This window comes from Candidatus Peregrinibacteria bacterium, from assembly GCA_016220175.1.
Lineage (GTDB): Bacteria > Patescibacteriota > Gracilibacteria > CAIRYL01 > CAIRYL01 > JACRHZ01.
Map to the genome: position 1 here is coordinate 1 of JACRHZ010000015.1, position 25,222 is coordinate 25,222.

General features: G+C 39.8%; 17 protein-coding genes and 1 tRNA gene. 9 read left to right on the forward strand and 9 right to left on the reverse strand.

Annotated features, from left to right (window positions below):
- Nucleotides 1–148 precede the first annotated feature (148 nt).
- Nucleotides 149–2,755, reverse strand: a complete 2,607-nt coding sequence (gene secA, locus HZA38_01530) for a preprotein translocase subunit SecA (GenBank protein ID MBI5414175.1) — start codon at nt 2,753–2,755, stop codon at nt 149–151.
- Between the two features lie 609 nt (nt 2,756–3,364).
- Between secA and rny the strand changes: the two genes are divergently transcribed.
- The gene (gene rny / locus HZA38_01535; protein MBI5414176.1) at nt 3,365–4,912 is read left to right on the forward strand and encodes a ribonuclease Y; all 1,548 of its coding nucleotides are present in this window, start codon (nt 3,365–3,367) and stop codon (nt 4,910–4,912) included.
- A gap of 12 nt (nt 4,913–4,924) precedes the next feature.
- On the opposite strand, the gene mgtA is transcribed toward rny, so the two are convergent.
- The 3 genes from mgtA to HZA38_01550 all read right to left on the reverse strand — a co-directional run bounded on the left by mgtA (nt 4,925) and on the right by HZA38_01550 (nt 8,960).
- Nucleotides 4,925–7,468 (reverse strand): magnesium-translocating P-type ATPase, encoded by a 2,544-nt coding sequence (gene mgtA / locus HZA38_01540; GenBank protein MBI5414177.1) that lies wholly within the window; start codon nt 7,466–7,468, stop codon nt 4,925–4,927.
- Between the two features lie 138 nt (nt 7,469–7,606).
- A tRNA-Asp gene (locus HZA38_01545) sits at nt 7,607–7,683 on the reverse strand.
- Nucleotides 7,684–7,820: 137 nt separating this feature from the next.
- Complete coding sequence (locus tag HZA38_01550) at nt 7,821–8,960, reverse strand: hypothetical protein (protein MBI5414178.1); 1,140 nt, start codon at nt 8,958–8,960, stop codon at nt 7,821–7,823.
- A gap of 47 nt (nt 8,961–9,007) precedes the next feature.
- On the opposite strand from HZA38_01550, the gene murB reads away from it, so the two are divergent.
- Together murB and HZA38_01560 are read left to right on the forward strand one after the other, a co-directional pair.
- Nucleotides 9,008–9,922, forward strand: a complete 915-nt coding sequence (gene murB / locus HZA38_01555; GenBank protein MBI5414179.1) for a UDP-N-acetylmuramate dehydrogenase — start codon at nt 9,008–9,010, stop codon at nt 9,920–9,922.
- Between the two features lie 100 nt (nt 9,923–10,022).
- On the forward strand, nt 10,023–11,624 hold the full coding sequence (locus HZA38_01560; GenBank protein ID MBI5414180.1) for a DUF4173 domain-containing protein: 1,602 nt from the start codon (nt 10,023–10,025) through the stop codon (nt 11,622–11,624).
- 10 nt (nt 11,625–11,634) lie between these two features.
- Here HZA38_01560 and rsmF read toward each other — a convergent pair whose 3' ends face one another.
- Together rsmF and HZA38_01570 are read right to left on the reverse strand one after the other, a co-directional pair.
- Nucleotides 11,635–13,134: a 16S rRNA (cytosine(1407)-C(5))-methyltransferase RsmF gene (rsmF, locus tag HZA38_01565; protein ID MBI5414181.1), complete on the reverse strand. Its 1,500-nt coding sequence runs from the start codon at nt 13,132–13,134 to the stop codon at nt 11,635–11,637.
- A gap of 53 nt (nt 13,135–13,187) precedes the next feature.
- The gene (locus HZA38_01570; protein MBI5414182.1) at nt 13,188–14,072 is read right to left on the reverse strand and encodes an ROK family protein; all 885 of its coding nucleotides are present in this window, start codon (nt 14,070–14,072) and stop codon (nt 13,188–13,190) included.
- Between the two features lie 165 nt (nt 14,073–14,237).
- Between HZA38_01570 and HZA38_01575 the strand changes: the two genes are divergently transcribed.
- The 5 genes from HZA38_01575 (at nt 14,238) to HZA38_01595 (ending at nt 20,044) form a co-directional block, all read left to right on the forward strand.
- Entirely contained in the window at nt 14,238–15,455 is a 1,218-nt protein-coding gene (locus HZA38_01575) for a glycosyltransferase family 4 protein (protein ID MBI5414183.1), read from the forward strand.
- A gap of 135 nt (nt 15,456–15,590) precedes the next feature.
- Complete coding sequence (locus HZA38_01580; protein ID MBI5414184.1) at nt 15,591–16,910, forward strand: polysaccharide deacetylase family protein; 1,320 nt, start codon at nt 15,591–15,593, stop codon at nt 16,908–16,910.
- Between the two features lie 45 nt (nt 16,911–16,955).
- Nucleotides 16,956–18,929 (forward strand): glycoside hydrolase family 15 protein, encoded by a 1,974-nt coding sequence (locus HZA38_01585; protein MBI5414185.1) that lies wholly within the window; start codon nt 16,956–16,958, stop codon nt 18,927–18,929.
- A gap of 126 nt (nt 18,930–19,055) precedes the next feature.
- A complete protein-coding gene (locus tag HZA38_01590; protein ID MBI5414186.1) occupies nt 19,056–19,253 on the forward strand; it encodes a lysine biosynthesis protein LysW in 198 nt (65 codons plus the stop codon).
- A gap of 161 nt (nt 19,254–19,414) precedes the next feature.
- Entirely contained in the window at nt 19,415–20,044 is a 630-nt protein-coding gene (locus HZA38_01595; protein MBI5414187.1) for a transposase, read from the forward strand.
- A gap of 66 nt (nt 20,045–20,110) precedes the next feature.
- Here the strand turns inward: HZA38_01595 and HZA38_01600 are convergent, their stop codons facing one another.
- Nucleotides 20,111–20,695 (reverse strand): hypothetical protein, encoded by a 585-nt coding sequence (locus HZA38_01600; GenBank protein MBI5414188.1) that lies wholly within the window; start codon nt 20,693–20,695, stop codon nt 20,111–20,113.
- A gap of 113 nt (nt 20,696–20,808) precedes the next feature.
- Between HZA38_01600 and radA the strand changes: the two genes are divergently transcribed.
- Nucleotides 20,809–22,179 carry a DNA repair protein RadA gene (gene radA / locus HZA38_01605; protein ID MBI5414189.1) on the forward strand — a complete coding sequence of 457 codons (1,371 nt, stop codon included), beginning with the start codon at nt 20,809–20,811 and terminating at the stop codon, nt 22,177–22,179.
- A 61-nt stretch (nt 22,180–22,240) separates the two neighbouring features.
- Here the strand turns inward: radA and HZA38_01610 are convergent, their stop codons facing one another.
- Nucleotides 22,241–24,955: a beta-propeller domain-containing protein gene (locus tag HZA38_01610; GenBank protein ID MBI5414190.1), complete on the reverse strand. Its 2,715-nt coding sequence runs from the start codon at nt 24,953–24,955 to the stop codon at nt 22,241–22,243.
- A 77-nt stretch (nt 24,956–25,032) separates the two neighbouring features.
- A partial coding sequence (locus HZA38_01615) for a DUF1858 domain-containing protein (protein MBI5414191.1) occupies nt 25,033–25,222 on the reverse strand: 190 nt, incomplete at its 5' end.

Sequence of the window (25,222 nt, forward strand, 5' to 3'; positions counted from 1 at the left end):
TATTGTACTCTTTCCAATTTGCGATACGATATCTCTGTCTAAGTGAGGATTTCTTTTTCATTTTGAAAGAGGTTATTGTTCCTCCTCATCTTAGACATACTCCTATTCCCGTACAATTTATTTGTGCAACAAAGCCATTCATAATTGATCACTGTCCATGACACTTTTTATACTTCTTCCCACTTCCGCACGGACAGGGATCGTTCCGTCCTACCGATTCCACATTCCGAATAGTTCCCCCAGCCTTGATCGTCTTTGATCCTGAAGGTGTTCCGGTAATATTTCCTTCAATTTGATCTTCATTGGTCTCTAAATCCTCAATTTTTGGAGTTTCTGGAGCTATTACAGGCTTGTCACGAACCTCAATATTGATCTTAAAGAGTGTTATGACTGTTCCTGAACGTATTTTCGCAAGGAGTTCCTGAAACATTCGAAACGCTTCTGCTTTATATTCCATAAGCGGATCACGCTGACCATAGCCACGAAGGGCCACATTCTGTCTCAGATAACTCATCGCATCAATGTGCTCCATCCAAAGCGTATCAATGGATCTTAAATATATCGATCGCTCTACATCTCTCATAATTTCAGCATTTGGGAGACTTTTTTCCCTCTCAGAATAGACGGAAAGAAGAAACTCATAGAGAAATGCCTTGAGTTCATCAGCAAGAATAAACTTTTCAATATCCTCGAGACGCACGTGCCTTTCTTCCCGGTGATACAGAGCATGAACTGATTCCACAATTTCCTTCAAACTCCATTCCTCGTGTGATCTGCCTGAGGTGTGGTTTTCGACGAGGATATTCACCTCTTCTCGAATCATTTCGAGAATTTCTCCTCGTAAATCTTCATTAAAGAGCACTTTTCTGCGACGTGAGTAAATAATTTCTCGATGTTTACTCATGACATCATCATATTCTACGACGTGTTTTCGAATATCAAAATGGTGACCTTCCACCTTTTTTTGCGCACTTTCAATGGCGTTCGACACAAACTTATTTTCAATCGGCATATCGTCTGGAATATTTGCCCATTCCATCACTTTTTGGAGTTTTTCACTCCCAAAAAGTCTCATGAGGGAATCTCCCAAAGAAATAAAAAACTGACTCTCTCCCGGATCTCCCTGACGACCGGAACGTCCTCTTAATTGGTTGTCTATTCGCCTCGCTTCATGCCGCTCCGATCCAAGAATAGTAAGTCCTCCGAGTTCAGATACTCCTTCTCCCAGCTTAATATCAGTTCCTCGTCCCGCCATGTTCGTCGCAATAGTCACACTCCCCTTTTGTCCAGCTTTCGCCACGATCATGGATTCCTTTTCATGATGTTTTGCATTAAGAACGGTATGGGGAATTTTTTCCTGTTCGAGCATTTTGGAGAGAATTTCTGACTTTTCAATCGAAATAGTACCGATAAGCACGGGTTGCCCATTTTTGTACTTCTCCTTCACTTTTTCGGTAATTGCCATAAATTTTCCGTGTTCATTTTTATAAATCATGTCGGGAAGATCTTTTCGAACTACTGGCATATTTGTCGGAATTACCACGACTTCGAGTTTATAAATCCGAGAAAATTCTTCGGCTTCGGTGTACGCCGTTCCCGTCATTCCTGCCAATTTTTTATAAAGCCTGAAATAATTCTGAAAGGTAATGGTTGCAAGAGTTTTTGATTCACGCTTTACCTCAACATTTTCCTTCGCTTCTATGGCCTGATGAAGACCTTCGGAATATCTTCTCCCCGGCATAAGTCGTCCGGTAAATTCGTCGACAATCACGACTTCTCCCTCATTCACCACATAGTCAACATCACGTTTATAGACCGTGTGAGCTCTCAGGGATTGTTCGATGTGGTGCACCTCGACAAATCCTTTTTCAGTGTAAATATTCGCAACGCCGAGAAGCTCTTCCATTTTTTGAACTCCTTCTTCCGTAAGAACAGCTGTTTTCATTTTCTCATCAATACTGTAATGTTCATTTTCCTGAAGCTGATGAACGAGAAAAGCATACTGCCTATATTTTTCCGTACTTTCTTCGGCAGGAGAGGAAATGATGAGTGGAGTGCGGGCCTCATCGATGAGAATAGAATCGACTTCGTCCACAATGGCATAATGAAGCTCGAGTCTCTGAACAATATCTTCATTTCTCGTCGCCATGTTGTCTCTCAAATAATCGAATCCAAATTCATTATTGGTTCCGTATGTTATATCTGCAGCGTATGCAGCCTTTCGTTCTTCTCGAGATATTCCGTGCACAATGGTCCCGACAGAAAGCCCAAGATAAGAATAGAGGATTCCCATCCATGCGGCATCTCTTTTGGCAAGATAGTCATTTACCGTGACGACATGAACACCTTTTCCGAGAAGTGCGTTCAAATATACCGGAAGAACCGCTACCAGAGTTTTTCCTTCTCCCGTTTTCATCTCTGAAATCTTTCCTTGGTGGAGCACAATTCCTCCAATAAGTTGTACATCATATGGAACCATTTCCCATGTAATTTCTCCGCTGCCCAGAGAAAATTTTTGTCCTTGAAGCCTTTTGCACGCATTTTTCACAACAGCAAAAGCCTCCACGAGAAGATCGTCGATCGTTTCGCCTTTTTGAAGACGCGTCTTAAACTCTTCGGTTTTTGACTTGAATTCATCCTCAGAAAGATTTTTGAGTTTTTCTTCCTCTTTTTGAATCCTCTCAACAAGCGGGAAAAGTCTCTTCACTTCTTTTTCATTTGGATCTCCGAGTATTTTATTCAAAAACTTCAGCATTTCGTAGTGGAAAAATCAGAGGAATTGTACCAGTTGCATGTTGCAGGTTACAAGTTGCAAGTGGTAAGTGCAAGCACCTGGAAACGTGTGTATCATAAATTCTTGTTTCCTTTTCGATTCTTCCTCCCAAATTTTTCATTTCTCATTCTCTATTATCTCCTTTTACACTAATCCCAAAATCTATAAATCTATCAAAACGCTGTTCTGAAGCCAGATTTACCGTTTTATTGACGTCTTTTCATGGTATGGTACGATGGTGATGAACAATTTTTTTTTCCAACAGTTATTTTCGAAAAAATTTACTTTTCTTCATCTTCAAAGGACTTTTGAGATTTCTGAAAAATTATTTGAGTTTTATTGTTTTCCCTTTCCTCTTCATCTCTTCTCTTGAAACTCGTGCATTCCCACAAACAAAATGAAAGGACCTCGCAGAAGCTGAATACATGGATTTTTGCCATGAGAGAGGATATTCGGGCGATGTGCCCATCAGGAAAAAAAGGAAAGTAGGGATTCGGATTCCGAATGACCGACTTCTCGGAAAGAGAAAACCAGCAGAAAAAGTCTTTTGGAAGAGTACACTTCCTCTTTTTTTATTTTACCTTTTCAGATATGGGAACCGTTATTTACTTCTACATCATTGGAGCTCTTCTCCTGGGAGGAGGAGCGGGGTATTTCTTTAAGAATCAAGATATCAAATCTAAGGCATTGAAAGTTGAAGCCGAAAACGAACGCAAAATTCGTGTGACAGAACAAAAAATATACGAAATGGAAAAAAAATCGAATGAGCAGGAACGAAAAGCAGAACAAAAGGCGCATGAAATTCTCACAAAGGCAAAAGACGAAGCTCACGAGAAAACGCAAGAGATTGAAAAACAAACCTTGCGACTCGAACAAAAAGAGGAAGTTCTTACAGAAAAAGTGAAAGAGGTGGAACGTCAAAAAGAAATGTATATTTCTCGTGAAGCTTCTCTGAAAGAGCGAGAAGTGAAGCTGAATGAAATTTTAGAAAATGAGCAGAAGGAGCTCGAGAAAATTGCGAGTTTAACAAAGGAAGCGGCAAAAGAAATGATGTTTGAAAAAATTGAAAAGACCGCCGCAGAGGATCTCATAAATCGCATGAAACGAGCAGAGGATCGAATAAAAGACGAAGTTGAAGGGAAATCCCGTGAAGCAATTATCCAGAGCATTCAGAGGCTTGCTTCTGATGTTACAAATGAAGCAACCGTTACGCCTGTATCACTCCCGAGTGATGATTACAAGGGTCGTATTATCGGAAAGGAAGGGCGAAATATTCAGGCTCTTGAGAGGCTTACTGGGTGCGATTTCATCATCGATGACACTCCAAATACTGTTATTATTTCTGGCTTTGATCTCATGCGAAGATATATTGCCAAAAGAACTTTGGAAAAACTCGTTGAAGATGGACGAATTAACCCGGCACGGGCCGAAGAAATGATAGAAAAGGCTACGAATGAAGTGGATAAAATGGTACAGGAGTTTGGAGATCAAGCAATATATGAAACTGGGGTATCGGGAATTCCTCCAGAAATTATCAAAATTCTCGGAAGACTCCGATTCCGAACGTCATACGGACAAAACGTTTTGAAGCATTCTATTGAAGTTGCATTTTTGGCAGAATCTCTTGCAAATCTCTTAGGAGCAGATGCTGAGCTCTGTAAAGCAGCAGGGCTTCTCCATGACCTCGGAAAGACGGTAAGCCAAGAAATTGGAGGAAAACACGCAGTGCTCACTGGAGAAATTGGCAGAAAATATGGAGTCGATGAAAAGATTATCGCCACTGCAGAAGCTCATCACGAAGATTTCCCGATTGACACAATAGAAAAAGCAATTATTCTCGTAGCGGATGCCATTTCTGCATCAAGGCCAGGAGCGAGAAGAGAAACCGCTGAAAAATTTGTACAGCGCATGAAGGATATTGAAGCCGTGGCTGGATCATTCAAAGGAGTGAATAAATGCTATGCAATCCAAGCGGGAAGAGAGTTCCGAATCTTTGTAGATCCGGAAGAAATGAGTGATTTAGAAGCCAAAAAACTTTCTTGGAACGTCGCGAGAAAACTCGAAGCTGACGTGCAATTTCCTGGAGAGATCAAAGTTACGGTGTTTCGGGAAACAAGAGCGATAGAAGTAGCGAAGTAATACTGATTTCTCCTAAAAATCATATTTCCGATAAAACATTCCCTTTGCCACTTGAACAACGAGAAGGTACGTGATCACGATGAGAACAAGTGATCCAAGAATCCGGAGGGAGAGCGGCTCAAAACGGAAATATGCTCCGACCGATGTATAGGGAAGTATCCAACCAATCGCGAGACACACGAGACTGCTCACTATTACCCAAACATTCGCCGTACTTTGCAAAAATGGAATTCCTTTTGTACGAATAATATGAATCACCAATGTTTGAGTTGCGAGTGATTCCATAAACCATCCCGTTTGAAAAACCGAGGCGGAAGCATTCAGTGCGAAAAATAAAACTCCAAAGGTAATAAGATCAAACATCGAACTGATTGGTCCAAATACGTACATAAATTTCTTGATGAAGGCGAGATTCCACCTCCTCGGCTTCTGAATCCATTCAGAATCGACATTATCGATCGGGATGGTAATTTGTGAAAAATCATAGATGAGATTATTGAGGAGAATCTGTATTGGAAGCATTGGAAGAAACGGAAGAAATATGATCGCCACTGCGGCACTGAACATATTTCCAAAATTCGAGCTGAGAGCCATCATGACGTACTTCATCGTGTTTCCAAATGTTTTTCTTCCTTCAATAATACCGTCTCTTAAATTATGTAAACTTTTCTTCGTGAGAACGAGATCAGCGGATTCCTTAGCAACGTCCACTGCAGTATCGACCGATATTCCCACGTCAGCGCTTTTGAGTGACGGAGCATCATTAATTCCGTCGCCCATGTATCCGACAATGTTGTTCCCGCCCTTAAGAAGACGAATAATCCTGCTCTTATCGGCCGGAGAGAATCTCGCAAAAATGGTGGTATTTTGTGCCTTCACGAGGAGTGCACTGTCGGTGTACTCACTGATATTACTTCCGAGGAGAACTCCTTTCACCTCAAGTCCTACTTCACTACAAATTTTCTGAGTCACGAGCTCATTGTCTCCGGTAATAATTTTTACCTCTACCCCAAGATCACTGAGTTCATTGATGACACTTTTTATATCTTTTTTGGGAGGATCAAGAAAAGCAATATATCCCATGAGTTCCATTTCCGTTTCATCATTCTTCGTGAAAATGCGATCCCCCTCTACTTTTTTCCGAGCAAGAGCAAGAACACGATATCCGTCGGCACTAAAGGCGTGATACACCTTCATGGCGTCATCTCGAATTTTTCCAGAAAATTCAACGCTTTTGGAATGGTGAAGGCACCAAGTGCAAATTTTGAACATTTCTTCAGGGGCGCCTTTGGTAATTAAAGACTGATCATTTCCATCGCGAACAATAACGCTCATTCGTTTTCGAAAAAAATCATAAGGAATTTCATCTATTTTGGTATAGTGAGAAATCTTTGTTTTTTTAAAACTGATAACCGCTTCATCCATGGGGTTTTTAATTCCCGTTTGGAAAGAACTGTTGACGTAAGCGAAAAGGAAGACCGATTCATCATCTTCTCCGAGAAAATTTGTGTATTTCACGAGATGAATTTTATTTTCAGTAAGTGTTCCGGTTTTATCGGTACACAAAATATTCATACTTCCAAAATTAGGGATAGCAGAAAGTTTTTTAACGATAACGCCTTTTTTTGCCATTTTTCTCGACCCTGCGGTCATTGTGATCGACATAATCATCGGAAGGAGCTCAGGAGTTACTCCCACCGCGATGGCAATTGCAAACATGAACGACTGAAAATAGTCGTGTTTTACAATAGAATTGAAGAAAAAAATGAAAATAACGAGAATAAATGTAAGTTTGAGAATAAAAATTCCAAAATGATTTATTCCGATTTCAAACTCGCTTTTTTCAGGCGCACGGGCAAGTTTCACTGCAATTTTTCCGAATTCGGTATTTGCTCCAGTGTGAAGAACAATGGCTTTTGCTGAACCACTCACGACATTTGTCCCGGAAAAAACGATATTATGGAGCGTATCAAGTGATGTGCTTTTTGCTTCGATTTTTTCGGGAGTTTTTTCGCAAGGAAATGACTCTCCGGTGATAACCGATTGATTCACGAAGAAATCTTTGGATTCAATAATACGTGCATCCGCCGGAATCATATCCCCGGAACTCAGGAAAACGATATCTCCAACAGCAATCTCGGCGATCTTGACCTCTTTATGAACTCCGTTTCGAATTACTGTTGCGGTGGTTTTTACAGATTCTGTAAGTTTTTTTAGCGCTTGGTCTGCAGAATATTCCTGAGAAAAATCCAGAATCACTCCAAAAAGGATGATCCCGGAAATAATGATCGCATCGGATTTTTCTCCAAGAAGAACCGAAAACCCAGCAGCAACTATGAGAATGAGAACAAGGGGATCAGTAAAATGAGAGAGAAATTCTAAAATGACATTGAGTTCTTTTTTTTCGACGATAGTATTTGGTCCAAATTCTTGGATTCGCTTTTTAGATTCTCCATCAGAAAGCCCATCTACATGCCCATTCAAATTCCTGAGTACCGATGAAACTTCCTCTTGTGAACATTCGATAATAGTTTTTTGAGTGAATACGTTTGGCATACAAGTAAAAAATATGAAAAGATCGGTCAGCGGGTTATTGACCGAGAAAACTCATGGAAAAACTCAAGAGGGAAATATCATTCATGCACTCAAAAAGCTCCTACAGAGTAGGTTTTTGGGAGAAGAAAGTAAAGAGAGTGGCGGAACCGACGGGGCTCGAACCCGTGACCTCCACAGTGACAGTGTGGCGTTCTAACCAACTGAACTACGGCTCCATGCTTTTAAAAGCCAGAGGATTGTAAGGGAAAAGAAAAAGAGGAGCAAGTTTTTTTATGCACCTTCGAATATAAAAAAAGGTGATACGTCCACGTACCACCTTTTTCTGAAAGCAAATTTTTCTATCTTTCCAGTTCTAAAAAGTTGCTTCACAACTTCTTAATCTCTGATCTGAACGAAACAAAGTAATTTGCTTCTTTTTTGAAAAAGCATTTTTACAAGCCTCAAAATCAAGATTTACATTTCCTGGTTTGGCAATACAAGAAGTGTTATCTCGGATGATATCTTGAAGCTTTCCCGTGTACGACGATTCATGTCCTTCTGTTGTCCTCGTATTAAATAAACTCGTTTTTCCATCAGTTGTCGCCATCATGAGATAGAGATCATTCACTGGAGAAACATCGACTCCCTGTGCTGTCCAAGAAACATACTCATCATTTCCCTGCTTGTATATCTTCACCTCACATGTTGGATTTGGAAGAGCATTTCCTGTCGACCGCTCCAGTGTGGCGGTACAAATGGCCTTACTTCCACTATTATTTGGAGAATATATCCTGATCTCTATATTTTTCCCTTCTCCTTTCATAAATGTTGCTGTTTGCGAATCAAATAAATTCGCAAGCTTTACACCTTTTCCTATGGAACTTGCAAATCCTGGACTTCCTCCTCCTCCTGCCCCCCATCCCTTCGCTGAACCTGTAGTAATGTCAACATTCATTGAAATAGGATTACTTGGAATTGCCATATTTGCCGTATTCCAATCGACTTTTTCTTCATTTCCCTGACGATATACATTAAGGGTGCAAAGAGGCTCATTTGTATTTTCAGAAGAAGCTTTCCACGCATTACAATCCATGGTTTTTCCCCCATTTGCGCCCTGACATGCCCAAGTGGCCACGGTTCCGATCCCTGGCATGTTCACTCTCTGAGGAAGAGGTGTTCCAGATTTGCAGAGCTCATTTGTGAGGTTATTTTCACTCTTCTTGTATACTTTTGCCGCGCTTCCACAGACTCCATCTGTCTTTGAGATTACGTTTCCTCCTCCTCCTTGTTCTCCCCGTCCTCCAAGTCGTGGTGGTATTTCATCTCCATTCCCTTCCCTTATAAGCGATGCTTTTGCATTAGAAGTTACAGTTCCATCTTTTGTAACTGGCGTTGCTTTGTTATTTTTTCCATTTGGTACTTCTTTAGAACCACATCCTCCTAAAGAAAAAAGGAGGAGTGTAAGAAGAATTATGAAAGAAAAGTGGAAATATACATTAATTTTTGGAATCATATAGGGTGGGTGAAACTTTCTTCCACTCTAATACCTTAATAATCTCAATGCAAATCCAAAAAAATATTCCACTAACAATTTATGCTACCTTCCACATCGGTGGAAATGCTGATTATTTCTGCGAAATTTTCACAAAAGAAGACTTGAAGGAGGCAATTTCATTCGCTAAAGAAAAAAAATTGAAAACCTTTTTCCTCGGCGGCGGTTCGAATATTCTCTTTTCGGATAAAGGATTTCGCGGAATCGTTCTCAAAATGAAAAATAAAGCGATGGAAATGCGCGGAGAAAATATCTTGGCAGAAGCTGGCGTGCTCATTTCCGAAATGGTGCGATTTGCAAAAAAGAATGGAAAAGATCTTTCTGGATTTTTGGCACTCCCGGGAACTTGGGGTGGCGCGGTTACGGGAAATGCTGGCATTCCCAGTTGGGAAGCGAAAGACACACTTATTTCTGCTGAAATTTTTGATATTGAAAAAGGAGATTTCTTCACTGTCGACAAAAATTGGTTTGAATATGAATACCGAAATTCCAAACTTCATAAAATGAAAGAGAAAAAATATATTGTTTGGAGCGCAGAGCAAAGTGCTCCAGATGGAGATCCTGATGAAATTCAGAAAAAATGTAATGAAATTCTCAAAATGCGAAAAGAAAAACAACCAGCGGGATTTTCTGGCGGTTCATTTTTCAAAAATCTTCCAGAATCAGAAAAATTTCCTTTCCCCAAAAATAAAGCAGGATGGATGCTCGATCAAATTGGCGCGAAAGGAGAAAAAATTGGCGATGCGCTTGTTCCAGAACTCCATGCAAATTTTCTCCAAAATTCGGGAAAAGCGACGCAAAAAGATGTCTTGGAGCTGGCTCGAAAACTGGCAAAAAAGGTGGAAGAGAAATTTGGAGTACGACTCGAACCGGAAGTGAAGATGTATGATGAGTTTGGCGGAAAAATAGAGCTCGCATCATAAGAAAATTTTGTTTGGCAACTGCACATTCCAAAAGCAGGAATGAGAAATTGACTCTCACCGTAAATATAGAGAAAATGCATAAGCATTTCTTCTCACGAAAATGAATGATAAAAAAGAAGCGCTCCATTCCATAGGCCTTTTCTCTCTCGTTATTGCAGTTTCAGGATCGTTTTTGGTGCTTCCCTTTTCAAAAGACATTGGACTCAGTTTTTTCCTTTGGAGCCTTTGTATATTTCTTGGAAACATCCTTATTCTGTGGAAGACATTTCACAAACTCCAAATAAATTTCGTGAGCATTGTTCTCATTCTCTCCTATTTATTTCTCAGCAGCAGTTTTGTAATAAACACTCAGAATCATTTTCCATCAATTTTCTTTCTCGTTATTCTGCTGCCAATTCTCAACATTCATCTTCTCTTGGATGCTTTTTGGAATAACTCCATTTTTCAGTACTTTTCATTTGCACTCCACTACGTTGAAAGAAAATTTGTAGGAGTGTTTGAATTTTTTAACGAACTTTTTGTTTTCCATAAAGAAAAAGGGCATTTTTCTCAATTTTCAGAAAAATTCAGAGAATATAGAAAAATTGGATTTTTGTTTCTCATCTTCGGTATTCCCGTTATTACTGTCGTCGTAAGGCTCTTAAAAAGTGCCAACGCAGAGTTTTCCCTATGGATAGAAAAAATATTCTCTTTCGTGACTATTTCTGATCTTTGGATTCACCGCGGAATTTTCATTCTTGTTGCCTTTGTTTACTTTCTCACGGAAATATATTTTCTGAAGAGTGCCATTCACAAAACATCAAATGTTCTGCCGAAAGGAGAAATTACGATGACAACAAGCCTTCACAAAACTTGGATTGGCGTTATGAGCATTACCATCATTATTCTCAATGTATTTTTGATATTATTTGTTGTTGCTGAACTCAAATATGATTTTGGAAATATTTCTGAACTTATCGAAAAGAAGGGATATGATTCGTATTCTGAACTCGCTGTTTCGCGATTTTGGGAGCTCATTTTTGTGAGCATAATCAATTTGGGGCTTGTCTCTGTTGCGATGAAATCATTTTGGGTATGGAATGAAAATCTCGCAGGGAAACGTCCCCATGCTTTGAGATTTTTCTTTGGGAATATATTTTTCTTTTTTCTGAATACTCTCTTTTTGATTCTCTCATCACATCAAAGACTTTCGCTGTATGAAAGTGGGTATGGATTTACCTTCAAAAGGCTCCTTTCCCATTCTTTTCTCCCAGTTCTTACCCTTTTAAGCATATTGATTTTTTCTGGATTTTTGACAAAAAAGTATCGTCAGCTTTTTCATATATCTTTTGGAGTCGTCATTTTATTTTTCTCCGCATTTTATAGCCTCCCAACCGATTATATTGTGAACAAAATCAATTTTCATCTCGCCACAAAACAAAAAATTGCTCTTTATGACCCTTTGTACACTGTTCCCCAGAGTGGAAATGATGTCTCCAGTAATGATGGATTCCTCGTCGCCATTGACGTTTTGAATTCAAAAACACTTGCAAATGCAGAACAGAAAAATACCATCGCCATTCGGCTCAAGCAGTTTGAAAAAGAGAATAGAAATATTTCGTGGAGAGAAACAAACTTTCTAAAATTCCTCATTTTAGAAAAATTAAGAACCATAGATCTCAACCAATTTTTCACTGAGAATCAGCCGGAAAATCCGGGATAAAGACTCGGTCCTAAAACTGAATCCCTTCTCTCACGACTCCTCTTGGCAAAGAATTTTTGATTCTGCCACTCTGAATTTTTCCAAGTCCCAATGGAAATCCATCAAATCGAAGCAGAATTTCGGATGATTCCGTAGAGACAAGGCAATGCCTTGTCTCTACCAGAATATTTTTTCCTGCATAATATTCAGATGCTTCTTCAGCCGACAATTCCACGACATTTCCAGAAAATTCTGCTCCAAACACCATCGCCATTTCATGCGTTAAGCGAATCCCCTTTTCATGAATTTCACACATTTTTATTCCGATTCGATCAAATCGAATTTTTCCAATGAAGTTTTGAATTCCACTGGGGAAAAGCCATATTTCACGATTCCTCTCGTAAAGTCGAGATTTTTCGAATGGAATTTTCCACTCATAATTATTTGAATAATATTTTTGTACAAGATCAAAGTTTTTATTCGATATTGGATGAAACGGAAAATTTCCAATTTTTGTAGGGGCGGGTCTTGCACCTGCCCTTTTATTTCGGGCGACCACAAGGGTCGTCCCTACGGATTTTATTTTCCGAATTTTCGTCACAAAAAATCCTTCCGTATCAAAGATATGTGGCAAAATTCGCAAAAATCCTTCTTTTGTAATGGATTTTTTTGCTTCAGGAAACAAATTTTGCAGAGAAATAAATTCCACCGCATCCGGAAATTTTTCTTTCAAAAAATAACATACTCCTTCATTTTCCTCGCGATTGAGCGTGCACGTCGAATACACGAGCGTTCCTCCAACTTTCAGTGCTTCAAATGCCGAAAGAATCAATTTTTTTTGAACTCCTTTGGCAATGCCAATTTTTCGCTCGTTCCAATTTTTGAGCGCATCCGAATCTTTTCGAATTGTGCCTTCGCCCGTACACGGCGCGTCGAGCAAAATTGCATCAAAACGCTCAGGAAGAAGCTCTCCAAATTTTTCTCCATCGTAATGGAGAAGGGCAGAATTCTGAACGCCGCATCTTTCCAGATTCGAAAACAGTGCCTTCATTCGACTCGCCGAAAATTCATTTGCTATCACGAGATTTCTATTTCCCATCTTTGCAGAAATTTGCGTCGTTTTTGATCCCGGAGCCGCTGCCATATCGAGAACGAAAAAGTTGTCAGTTGTCAGTTGTAAGTTGTCAGTATGAGAAAAAAGTGCTTCTGGAGGCAGCATCGAACTCGCTTCTTGGATATAAAAAAGCCCGAGCGCATGATCTCCAGTTTTTCCAAGTGGAACCGATTTTTTCTCATCTTCCGGACGATCAATCCAAAATCCTTCTTTGCACCAAGGAACACATTCGAGAGTCCAGTTTTTTTTCTTGGCTCGTTTCAGAAAATCAGGAACTGAAATTTTGAGCGTATTTACGCGAATGCTTTTTCGAAGTGGACGAAGACATGCATTTTCAAAATCAGAAAATTCTCGCTTTGGAATGAGATCTTTCATTTTTTCGAGAAACGATTTTGGAAGTGTTTTTTTTTGGCTCATAGCAGAAATGGATTCACGGAAGGCGACACGGCACCGTGTCGCCTTCCTAACATTTAAAATTTCTCGCCCATTTCCTTTGCGAATATCGCCGCACCAAGAGCTCCGCTATTTTCCATTTCGGAACACACAATATCAACCGTAATTGAAACGGGGAAATCCGAAAGTGATTTCTTTACCTTTTCCTGAAGAATAAATGAAAAATGAGAGAGAATATCTCTTCCAATTCCTCCTCCCAAGATAATTCTTTGCGGATTGAACGTGAGAATAAGCCCGCGAAGCCAAAGTGAAAGATCTTCGAGGAGAGCTTCATAGACGTCATATCCGATCCCTTCTTTTTTGTCCCATTCTGCAAAATGCTCTTCAAGAATATCACTCACATTCCTTTCTCGAAATGGCCTTTTCATTCCCGATCCGGAAAAATGATTTTCAATTTTTTCTTTCTGACTTCCCCAGTGAGTGTGTCCAATTTCTCCTGCAAATCCGTTATATCCTCGATACATTTCGCCATGAATGATAATTCCACTTCCAACTCCTGTCCCAAACGTAATTCCAAGAATATGATCCATTCCCTTTCCAGATCCATTTCGAGCCTCTGCAAAGGCAAAAAGGCGTCCGTCATTTTCAATTACTACGGGAACGTGAAACTCATCATGAAGGATCTTGGTGAGAGGAACATTATAAAAATCGCGAATATTTGGCGCGTACACAACAATCCCTTCTGCAAAATTCACAAAACCTGCCCATGCGATCCCAATCGCCTTTACTTCAGGCGTCATGAGAGAAGATATGACCTCTGTAGTTTTCTCTAAAACAGCATCTTTTCCATTTTCTGGCTCTGTAGGAAGCTGTTTTTTTGCATCTATTTTCCATTCAGAGGTATATCGTACTCCAAATATTTTGGTTCCTCCCACGTCAATCCCGAGAAATGCCGTATTCATACACCAAAAAGTAATATTCTGGCGTTAGTATACTCTCCTCATCGAAAAAATCGAAAAAACACTGAGAAAAAGCGAGGATTTTGTTGTTTTTGAGCGATTTTTTTGATATAATAAAACGATGGTTAATAAAGAAAAACAAATATTCATACAAATAACCGTTTGCACATGAGAATTTTAATGCTTGGTTGGGAATTCCCTCCGTTCTATTCAGGGGGTCTTGGAGTCGCTTCCAAATCGATCGCAGAAGCGATTGCATCTCATGGCATAAATGTTACTTTTGCAATCCCCTACTTCGTTTTTGATAAAGTTCGAAAAAATGATCTCGGGAATCTTCCCTTTGAACTTGTTTCTGGAAAACTTGAATCATTTACGTGGTATTCCGTTCCCACCGCAATAAAGTCCCCGTATATTTCTGAGGACGAATACGCCACCGTTTTTGAAGATGCCGGAGTTTCTTCTGGATTTCATATGTACGGAGCAAGCCTTTTTGCGGAGATCGAAAGATATGCTCAGGAAATGGAAAAATTTGTTGAAGGCAAACATTTTGATATCATCCATGCACACGATTGGATTACATTTCATGCTGCTCGAAGAATCAAAAAACGACTCGGAATTCCTTTTATTGCACATGTTCATGCAACAGAATTTGATCGAACGGGAAATCATCCGAATCAAGCTATTTATGACATGGAACGAGAAAGTCTCGAAGATGCTGAGAAAATCATTGCGGTGAGCAACTACACCAAAGGAATTCTCATGGCACATTACGGAATTCCCGGGGAAAAAATCGAAGTTGTTCACAATGGCAGGGAAGAAATTCAAACCTCAAGAGATCGTATTCTCCATCGCGAAAAGAAAACCGTGCTCTTTCTCGGTAGGCTTACTCTCCAGAAAGGACCGGATTGGTTTGTGAAAATTGCAGAAAAAGTGTTGTCATATCGAAAAGATGTAGAGTTTATCATTGGCGGAACTGGCGATATGATGGGAAAAATCCTCAATGAAATTCTCCAGAAAGGGCTACAGGAGAATGTCTTCTGTCTCGGATTTCTTGGAGAGGAAGATCGAGAATATGCCTTTGCTTCAGCGGATGTGTATGTGATGCCATCCGTTTCAGAACCGTTCGGACTTTCTGCCGTGGAAGCGGCTCAGAGAGGGATTCCGGTGATTCTTTCACATCAATCTGGAGCAAAAGAGGTAATTTCTCATTCTCTTTGCGCAGATTTTTGGGACATAGAAAAAATGGCAAACCATATTCTCGCAGTTCTCGAATATTCTCCACTTTCAAAAATGCTTTCCGAAAAATCTGGACAGGAGGTTGCAAGACTTTCCTGGAAAGAGCAGGTGAAAAAGATAATTCAGATGTATCATTCTTTTGTCATGTAAAGATGCATTTGAGGAAAAAATTTTGAATTTTAAATTTTGAATTTTAAATTAATTTCTAAATTATAACTCCTCAATCTTTCTCCTGATCTTTTTCTTCCATTCGTAATTTGGAATTCGTAATTGTCTTGATTCTTCATGAAAAATTCTCCCAATAAACGCGTTTGTCTTTACTTTCAAGTTCATCAGCCATATCGACTGGCAGAATGTTCATTTTTTAAAAAACGAGGAGAAGTTGACCATTTTGCGGGTCCGGAGAAGTATCGCAATCGGGATATTTTCGAAAAAGTAGCGAGAAAATGTTACATTCCTGCGACGAAACTTTTTTTGGAGCTTGTGAAAAAATATCCAGAATTCCGAGTGTCATACTCAATTTCTGGAGTTTTCCTTGAACAGTGTGAAGAATATCAAGAACTCGGAAAAGAAATTCTCGACTTGTTTCGAAAATTAGCTGAAACGGGTCAGGTGGAATTTTTTGCAGAAACATATTTTCATTCGCTTTCGTTTCTCTATTCCAAAGAAGAATTTGCAGAGCAAATCAAACTTCACATGAAGAAAATCAAACAACTTTTTGGATACACTCCAAAAGTCTTTCGAAATACGGAATTTATTTACAATAACGAAATCGGAGAATTTATCCGCCAAATGGGATTTAAGGGAATGCTTGTCGAGGGATGGGATCATTTCCTCAGAGGACAAAATCCTCATGAAATTCTCGGCGCATATCCAGTTCCAATTCATCCAGAAGATACGAAAATTGCACAAACTTTTTCTCTTTCGAAAAAATCGGAGAAAGTGCTGCCGCTTCTTCTGAAAAATTACAAACTCTCGGATGATCTCGCTTTTCGGTTTAGCGATCGAAATTGGTCAGAATATCCGCTGAATGCACCAAAATTTGCGACTTGGATCGATCAAATTTATGGCGAAACGATCAATCTCTTCATGGACTATGAAACTATTGGAGAACATCAATGGGAAGATACGGGAATATTTGAAATTTTTCGGCATCTTCCCGAAGAACTTTTGAAAAGAAACATCGGATTTCACACGCCTTCCGAAGCGATAAAACATCTTCCTATCCGCGGAACGTATGATGTCCCGCACTATCTTTCTTGGGCAGATACCGAACGGAATCTTTCCGCATGGCTTGAAAATGATATTCAAAAATCCGCACTCGAAGCACTTTCTGAATGTGAAAAACTTTTTCATCCCCACAAAAAATCTCGGAAAAAAGAAGTCCAAAAACTTTTGCACGATTTTCGAAAAATGCAAACCTCCGATCACCTCTATTACATGTCTACGAAATATTGGAATGATGGCGATGTGCATAAATATTTTTCCGCATTTGAATCTCCGTATGAAGCGTATATCCATTTCATGAATACGCTTCGAATGATGAAAGAACAGTTTGTTGAAATTACTCTAAGCGCAAAGCGAAAAGTACAAAATACAAAATAGAAAAATTTTCTTTATACTTTGTGTTTTGTACTTTTAACTTTCCCCTTGCCTCGCTCTCTTGTTCTTGGAAACGGCCACATGCTTGCTACTTTTGATGAATATCTTCAACTCAGGGATTTTTACTATCCCTATGTAGGAATGGAAGATCACACGACATATAATCATTTTCATCGCGTTGGATTTTTTATTGACGGACGGTTTTCATGGCTGAATGATGGAAGCTGGGAAATTCACATAGATTATGAGGAAGATTCTCTTGTTGGAAAATCGACAGCGGTGAATAAAAATTTACATATTTCTGTACTCTTTGAAGATTTCGTCTATACCACATCCAATATCTTTTTTCGAAAGTTGAACATTACGAATAACTCCGAGAGAGAAAGAGAAATTCGAGTGTTTTTTGCACATGATCTCCATCTCTACGGCGACAAAATGCAGGACACGGCTCAATACGAACCGGCACTCAATGCTATTCTCCATTATCGAAAGCATCGCTATTTTCTCATCAGTGGAAGATGGGAACACGGGAGCGGACTCGATGAATACAGTGTTGGGAAGAGTGAATATATGGGGAAAGAAGGAACATTCCGAGATGCCGAAGACGGAACTCTCGAGGGAAACGCGATTGAACAGGGATCAGTAGATTCTGCCATCCGTTTTTCCGAAAAATTCGCACCAGGCGAACAGAAAGTATTATACCAATGGATTATTGCCGGGAAAAAATATGAGGAAATATACTCCGGACTTGATCGTATTTTGGAGCTTTCTCCAAAAATTATTTTTGAACATACTCGAGATTTTTGGAAAAAGTGGGTCGGGAAAAAAGAGTTTAAATTTGAGGGAATTCCTCCTGAAATTACTCGATTTTTTAAAAGAAGTCTCCTCATTATTCGAACACAAACCGATAAAGCGGGTGCGATTGTTGCTGCGAATGATTCTGATATCATAAAATTCAACAAAGATACGTACACCTATATGTGGCCAAGAGATGGTTCTCTTGTCGCAATGGCGCTCAGCGATACCGGATATGAAGCCATTGTCCGCGATTTTCTCTTTTTCTGCGAAAAACTTATTACTAAAGATGGATATGTTCTTCACAAATATAACCCCGATGGATCTGTTGGCTCTTCATGGCATGCAAAAATCAAAAATGGCGAAATTCAACTTCCCATTCAGGAAGATGAATCCGCTCTTATCCTTCTTGCTCTCCAAAAATATCATGAAAATTTTGAAAATATTGAAGTCGTACAAAAATTGTATGACGGTATTGTTCTCAAAATTGGGAAGTTTTTGACAAAATTCGTGGAGGAAAAAACGGGGCTTCCTCTTCCGTCATACGATCCCTGGGAAGAGCATCGTGCTGTGTTCACCTACACGACTTCCTGCACATACGCAGGACTCAAGGCTGCAACAGAGCTTGCGGAAGAAACAGGGCATTACTCTGATGCAAAAAGATTTGATGAATATGCGGAACGCATTAAAAAGGCAATTTGCACATATTTGTATTCAGAAAAGGATCAGAGATTTTACAAAAGAGTCATGGTGCGAGATGGAAAAATCACTGAGGAAGACTCCACTATTGATGCGAGTTTATCATTTATCTGGAAAATGGGCGTACTCCCCGTGGATGATCCACGCGTAGACAATACCATGCAGGCGATTTCAGATCATCTTCGAGTTCATTCTGAAATTGGAGGAATTGCGCGATATACGGGAGATGCGTACCATTTCGACTTTGAGCATGTGAGCTGGAATGAAGTCCCGGGAAATCCATGGATCATCACCACGCTTTGGGAAGCTGATTACCGGATGATGAGAGCAAAAAGTAGAAAAGACCTGGAGAAAACACTGGAAGCACTTTTTTGGGCGATGAAAATGGCGAGTACATCGGGAATACTTCCAGAGCAAGTGCATCCATATACCGGAAAACCTCTTTCAGTAGCACCTCTCACATGGAGTCACGCCACATTTGTTTCGAGCGTTCTTCTCTATGAAAAAAGATGGAAAGAACTCCAGTAAATGATTTTTCTCTTGAGAATGCGTACGCTTTCCGCAGCCTAAAAAACTGTTTGACTTTTTTCAGAAGCTTACTATGATGGGAACACTTTTCTGCCTGCGGGTTTTTTGTCCTGTTTTTCTCTTCCCATGTCAACATTTCAATCAAACTGTACTGAATGCGGAACTGTCATCGCTCTCGCTGATGATGTACAAATCGGAGAAATAATTAATTGTGAAGAATGTGGAGGAGAACTCGAAGTAATGGATATCGATGAAGATAATAATGTGACCTTAGAAATAATTCCCTCAGAGGAAGAAGGAGGGGAAGAAAATTGGGAGGAATAGCGGGCGGATGATTTCGGTGAAGAATAACGATGCATCCCGAATGTGTTGACGGAGGTCGACAACACAAAATATTTCATGTTTTTGTTTTCTGGAAGGCGACACGACGCCGTGTCGCCTTCATGGTTTTTTGATGTTTCGCATTCAAATGGAATGATTCCGATGTGCATCATCGAAATCCATTCCATCGGCATCGAAATTCCCAAAAACGTTTTTATGAAGAGAGAAACGTGTATTTCATCACCTCAAATACATACGAAAAATTTCCATATTTTCAAGAAGAAATTTTTTGTGAATTGTGGATTGAAGAACTCAAACTCTGCAAATTAAAATTTTGTTTTGATTTGTATGCATTTTGTTTAAATTATGAGCATTTTCATTGGATGATTCAACCGAATGAGAAATGGAATATTTCGAAGGTGATGAAATTTTTCAAGGAAAATGTTTCGAGGGACATCAATAAAATCATAAAATATCAACCACCGGAAGGCGCGATGGCGCCGTCGCGCCTTCATGGTGATAATAACATGCGGGAAAGCGACACGGCGTCGTGTCGCCTTCAAATGGATACAAAAATTTCCATATTCCAAACCGCATTCCTCCAAAAAAACGGACATCATCATTCATTCCCCAATTTCCAATGGCAAAAATCATTCCACGATCACGTAATTCGGGGTGATGAAGATTTTGAAAATCATGTGGAATATACGATATACAATTTTGTGAAACATGGACTTCCTGAAAACTGGAAATATACGTCGCTGAATTACTCTGATGAAATGAATTTCGAGTAATATTTTCTTCAGAAAACATAAGGGACCTGGCTAAAAAGGCGGATCCCGCTGAGGGTAATATTTTTTTTATTCTTGTTGCCCTATTGGTAGTAATGTAATTCTATACCTTGCATTAAATGCTGTATCCCCTGTGGGATCCGATTCATGGAAACCTCTATTTATCCACAATTCCAATGTGTACATTCCGCCTGGAGTCTTCTGAATGAAAATATTAAATTTTTTCCCTTTCCCTTTCAAATCTTTAGGTGTTTCGTCACTTAATCCATATGCATATGGTTCTTGATTAGGAAAATTAGCGTTTATTTCAAGACAGACAGCTCCTTTTTCTCCCATCGGTTCAACACTCGCTTCAACAACTCTTGACTCTGGTATACGAACCCGAATTTTAATTGGATCAGTCGTACCAGGTGCACTCACTTCTCCTTCTAACGGTTTTCCTTCTTCAAGAGTCACAGATTTATCGCATGCCGCTTTCTCTTTCTCACAACTACTTAGTGTTATTCCAGTCAACAACGCTCCAGTTGTTGCTGCTAGTCCTAACAGCCAATTTCTCCGAGTTATTCCAGAATCTGAAAATTCATTTTGCATTTCATCGGTCTCTTTATTAGAAGAGGCATCTGCTGGAATAGTTTCAATATTTCTATTTTTCATAAATAAAGTTTAAAAGAAAGTAAGGTCGGATTTTATCAGTTTCTTCTCAATTTGCAAGCTCTTTTAAAAAAAGAGACAATAAAAACGTTATTCATTGCTTCTTTCAAATTTCCATGCCCAAATCCCTCACCCTCTTCCGCTGTACCGAATGCGCCTACGAAACCCCAAAATGGGCAGGGAAATGCCCAAATTGTGAAAGTTGGAGTACTTTGCAGGAAGTTCAGAAATCCACTCCACTTCCGGGAAGGAAAATTTCAATAAGTGGAAGAGCAAAATCACTTCAAAGAATTGAAAAGGGAACACTTTTTGGGAATGAACGGATTTTTAGCGGAATTCATGAGCTCGATCGCGTTCTCGGAGGTGGAATGATGCCCGATTCTCTCGTTCTTTTAACTGGTGATCCCGGAATTGGAAAATCGACTTTGACGCTTCAGTGGGCGCTTCAAATTGCGAGAAAATATCCGAATGAAAAAATTATGATTATTTCTGCGGAAGAATCCGTTCCGCAAATTTCGGCTCGTGCACAAAGACTCGGGAATGTTCCCGAAAATGTTTTTCTCCTGTCGGAATTTCTTTTAGAAAATATTCTCGCGACGGTAGAAGCTGAAAGTCCAAAATTTTTGATCCTCGATTCGGTGCAAACCATTGCGAGCGGTGAAGTTCCATCCGCTCCCGGATCTATTTCACAAATCCGAACCGTGACAGAACGAATTATGCACTTTATTAAACAGGCAAAAATTCCAACGGTGCTCATAGGTCATGTGACAAAAAGCGGAGATATGGCAGGACCACAAGTTCTTGCGCATCTCGTCGATACTGTTCTCTATCTCGAGGGTGATCAATTTCATCAGTTCAGACTTTTACGATCAACAAAAAATCGCTTTGGATCTGTTTTTGAAGTGGGAATTTTTGAAATGCGAGAAGAAGGGCTCATGGAAGTCGCAAATCCGAGCGAGGCGCTTCTTTCTGGCAGACTTGAGAATGCGGTTGGATCGATTATTTTTCCGACGATAGAAGGCACTCGTCCATTTCTCATCGAAGTGCAAGCGCTGACGAGCGCGACGAATTTTGGATATCCAAAGCGAACTGCCACCGGAATTGATCTCAATCGTTTAAATTTGATCCTCGCGATTCTCCAGCGTCATGCGGATATTAAACTCGACACTTCTGACGTTTTCGGGAATGTTGTTGGAGGATTTAAAGTTCGGGAGCCAGCTCTCGATCTGCCTCTCGCGCTTGCACTCGCCTCTTCAAAACTCAAAAAAGCAATTCCAACAAAAATGATCGCGCTTGGAGAACTTGGACTTTCTGGAGAAATTCGTGCAATTTCTCATTTAGAAAAACGATTAAATGAGGCAGAAAAATTGGGATTTGCATCAGCGGTCGTTGGGAGAGACGCGATGAATCGCGTCTCTACGAAAACAACAAAATTGGAAATCATTTCTGGAAAAACGATTGGGGAAGTGATTCAAAAGGTGTTTTGAGGGAGCACCAATGTCATTCATCGGAAAGCGACACGGCGCCGTGTCGCTTTCATGATACATTTCACCGATCCTCACAGCTTAAGAAATCTTTTCGCTCTTCATCGCATACCTTTCCTGCCGTGGTGTCACGACAAATGGAACTCGTTTGCCATACTGTTTGGCACTGAGGAAATGCGGCACATTCGGCCTCCATATAAATTTCAGCACACTTTTTTGTATCGAGAACAAGAGATTTCACTTCCGTAAGATTCTCCCATGTGTATGCTTTCAGAATATTCTGAGAAATAGTGTAGAAATTCTGTGCAATGTAGATAATGCGCTGAATGTTATAGTCTGGATCGCCGTAGAAATATTCCCCTGCCTTTGCAAACCAGCTGTCATCATCATAATGCGATGCTTTTCCACGCAGCGTGAAGCCATTTTTCAAATCAATATTGTACACATATGCTCCAACAAAAACGGTTTTTGTGCTGCCATATTCACTTAAAATCTTTCCAGGAATCGCTTCGGTCACAGTTATTGGAAAACCAAGAATCCCTTTTTCTTTATCGAAGAGCAGCGCCTTGTGATTTGTAAGCACCTCACTTGTGGTTCCTCTCGAACCAATAACTACTTTTTGCGTTTCCAGTGGATTACTCACATCAGTAACATCAAACAGTGAAAGTTTCATTCCGAGAAGATCACTGGGAGTCAGCACTTCTTTTTTCTCAGAAGCAGGATCTACTTCTTGCCCGAAGCCGATAAGATGATTTTCATCGTATGGTTCGAGATAATCAGACCATCCAGGAATTTTAAGTTTTCCGACGATTTTTGGATCAGATGGATTCATATCAATCACAAAGAGCGGATCAAGATGCTTGAAGGTGATCAAATATCCTCGATCCTGAACGAATCGAACAGATTTCAAATCTTCTCCGGGAGCAATATCTTCTATTTTTCCGACTTGTTTCAAATTTTTATCGTAAATAAAGACACTGCTCGAAGATTTCTCATTTCCCCAACTCGATCCTTTTTGAGTCGCAATGCGGAAATAGTCATTATATTCACTCATAGAAAACTGGTTGAGCACACGACCTTCAGACGTTCCCTTCGCGAGAAAATCAATCTTGTTCCCATCAAGACCAAATTCATAAATCTCTGTAGTTTCTGCATTTGACCAACGAGGAGCGATGATACCACCGAGATAAATTTCATTGTACTGTTGACGCGTTACATAGAGATTCTTCTCTGAACCATAGACTTGATCTCCTGAGCCTAAAATAACTGATCTTGAGACTTCGTGAGACGTATCTTTCGTATCTATCGCAGCAAGAATGAGATAATTTGGTGTTTCAAAGTTCGGGAAATAATAAATTCCCTTACACCCGGAAACGACTTTCTCATCAGGGAACGCGCTGTCTTTAAATGAAGGAAGAGTTGTTTCTGATGTATTTGATGTGGATTCGGAAACTGCTGATCCAGATACAGTCTCTAAAACCGGAATCTGTCTTCCCCAATAATTTTCATATTTATTGACTACTGCATACACGACATCCTCAATTTTTCGAGAACTGAGATACGAACCTTCTATATCAACGGAACGGATTTGCTTTGGACTCGACCTGTCAGAAACATCAAAAGAGATAATTTTGACAACACTTTGTCTCGGATAAAAATCTGGCGCGATCATCATTTTTGAGTCAGTCGTATTCTGATCTAAAATGCCAACATCTCCAGAATATCCATATCCAATAATGGTGAGAATATTGGCATCAAGATACATTTCTTGAGGAGAAAATCCTTCGGTATCTTGCAGTTTCAAAGAGGCAACTTCTTTCATATTTTCCGGAGGATATGCCTGAATGATACGAACTGCATTCCCTTTCACGAGGAAAATATGAGTTCCATCATTTTTTATAATATCTGCCTCATCGACTCCAAATTCTTGAAGATTCGTGGTCGAATAATCATTTCCCGATTCAGCTTTAAGTGCATCAGCAGCTCCTCCAGCCTCACTCGCCTTCTCAGAAAAATCTGCCGCAGGTGCCGGTGCCGAATTTGTCTGAACAGGAGGCCCCTGCACTCCTTCATCGAGAACTCGTATTGGAGGACCAAGATATCCGACGCCACTTCCAAAACTTCCTCGTTTTTGATATTTTTCGATTTGCGCGGAAAGATCTTCACAAGATTCAATTTGCGGAAGATCTCCTAATGCTGGATTATCAACTTCAAATCCGGTTTTGAGTCCCCACATAATTTCTGCAATTCCGCTTCTTTTCAGATTCTCCCATCCATTTTTCATTCCTTGAGGAGCAACTCTTTCGCGATGAAGTACTGATATATATCCAGAAAACCATTCCTTTCCGGCATTTTCTGGAACTTGTAACTTTTCAATTTTTGAAATAATTTTCGAAGCTTCTGCATAATTTATCGGAGTTTGAGGACGAAAACTCCCATCCGGATATCCGTCGATAATTCCTTGTTTCACGGCGCTGCACACAACCGCAGCAGACCAGTCATTTCCCTTAACATCCGAAAATTTCTTTTCGCTGTTCGTACATTTTTCATCGAGAATATCAGCAGCTTTGAGCGTAATTTTTAAAAATTCATCGCGATTAATGAGTTGGTCCGGCTTATACGTTCCATCCGTGTATCCGACAACAACTCCTGATTCTTGAAGATAATTGATGGCTTTTGATGCCGATATACCATGAGAATCTGAAAAGTCTGCCGAGGCGGATGCCACAACACTAAAAGAAACAAGTATCGTCAAAAATGGCAAAAATATTCGTTTCATAAAAGAGAAAAAGAAAATTTTAAAAACTTTATTCATAAACAGAGTCGAAAGATGGGTACACATAAAATCTCTTTTTATCAAGATAATGAGAAACTTGGATCGCGGATAATAGTATTGATTTCCTTCAAAAATTCATCGAGTTCTTCTTCCGAAAATCCATGACCGAGAATCCCCTGCTCAATGGTTTCATACGAAGAGACGTAACATCCGACACAATGAACTCCAAAATCTAAAAATACATCTGCTAACTGCGGATATTTTTCGACA

Coding starts and splice junctions, on each gene's coding strand:
- secA (MBI5414175.1), bottom strand. CDS start 2,755: ATGCTGAAGTTTTTGAATAAAATACTCGGAGATCCAAATGAAAAAGAA.
- rny (MBI5414176.1), top strand. CDS start 3,365: ATGGGAACCGTTATTTACTTCTACATCATTGGAGCTCTTCTCCTGGGA.
- mgtA (MBI5414177.1), bottom strand. CDS start 7,468: ATGCCAAACGTATTCACTCAAAAAACTATTATCGAATGTTCACAAGAG.
- HZA38_01550 (MBI5414178.1), bottom strand. CDS start 8,960: ATGATTCCAAAAATTAATGTATATTTCCACTTTTCTTTCATAATTCTT.
- murB (MBI5414179.1), top strand. CDS start 9,008: ATGCAAATCCAAAAAAATATTCCACTAACAATTTATGCTACCTTCCAC.
- HZA38_01560 (MBI5414180.1), top strand. CDS start 10,023: ATGAATGATAAAAAAGAAGCGCTCCATTCCATAGGCCTTTTCTCTCTC.
- rsmF (MBI5414181.1), bottom strand. CDS start 13,134: ATGAGCCAAAAAAAAACACTTCCAAAATCGTTTCTCGAAAAAATGAAA.
- HZA38_01570 (MBI5414182.1), bottom strand. CDS start 14,072: ATGAATACGGCATTTCTCGGGATTGACGTGGGAGGAACCAAAATATTT.
- HZA38_01575 (MBI5414183.1), top strand. CDS start 14,238: ATGAGAATTTTAATGCTTGGTTGGGAATTCCCTCCGTTCTATTCAGGG.
- HZA38_01580 (MBI5414184.1), top strand. CDS start 15,591: ATGAAAAATTCTCCCAATAAACGCGTTTGTCTTTACTTTCAAGTTCAT.
- HZA38_01590 (MBI5414186.1), top strand. CDS start 19,056: ATGTCAACATTTCAATCAAACTGTACTGAATGCGGAACTGTCATCGCT.
- HZA38_01600 (MBI5414188.1), bottom strand. CDS start 20,695: ATGAAAAATAGAAATATTGAAACTATTCCAGCAGATGCCTCTTCTAAT.
- radA (MBI5414189.1), top strand. CDS start 20,809: ATGCCCAAATCCCTCACCCTCTTCCGCTGTACCGAATGCGCCTACGAA.
- HZA38_01610 (MBI5414190.1), bottom strand. CDS start 24,955: ATGAAACGAATATTTTTGCCATTTTTGACGATACTTGTTTCTTTTAGT.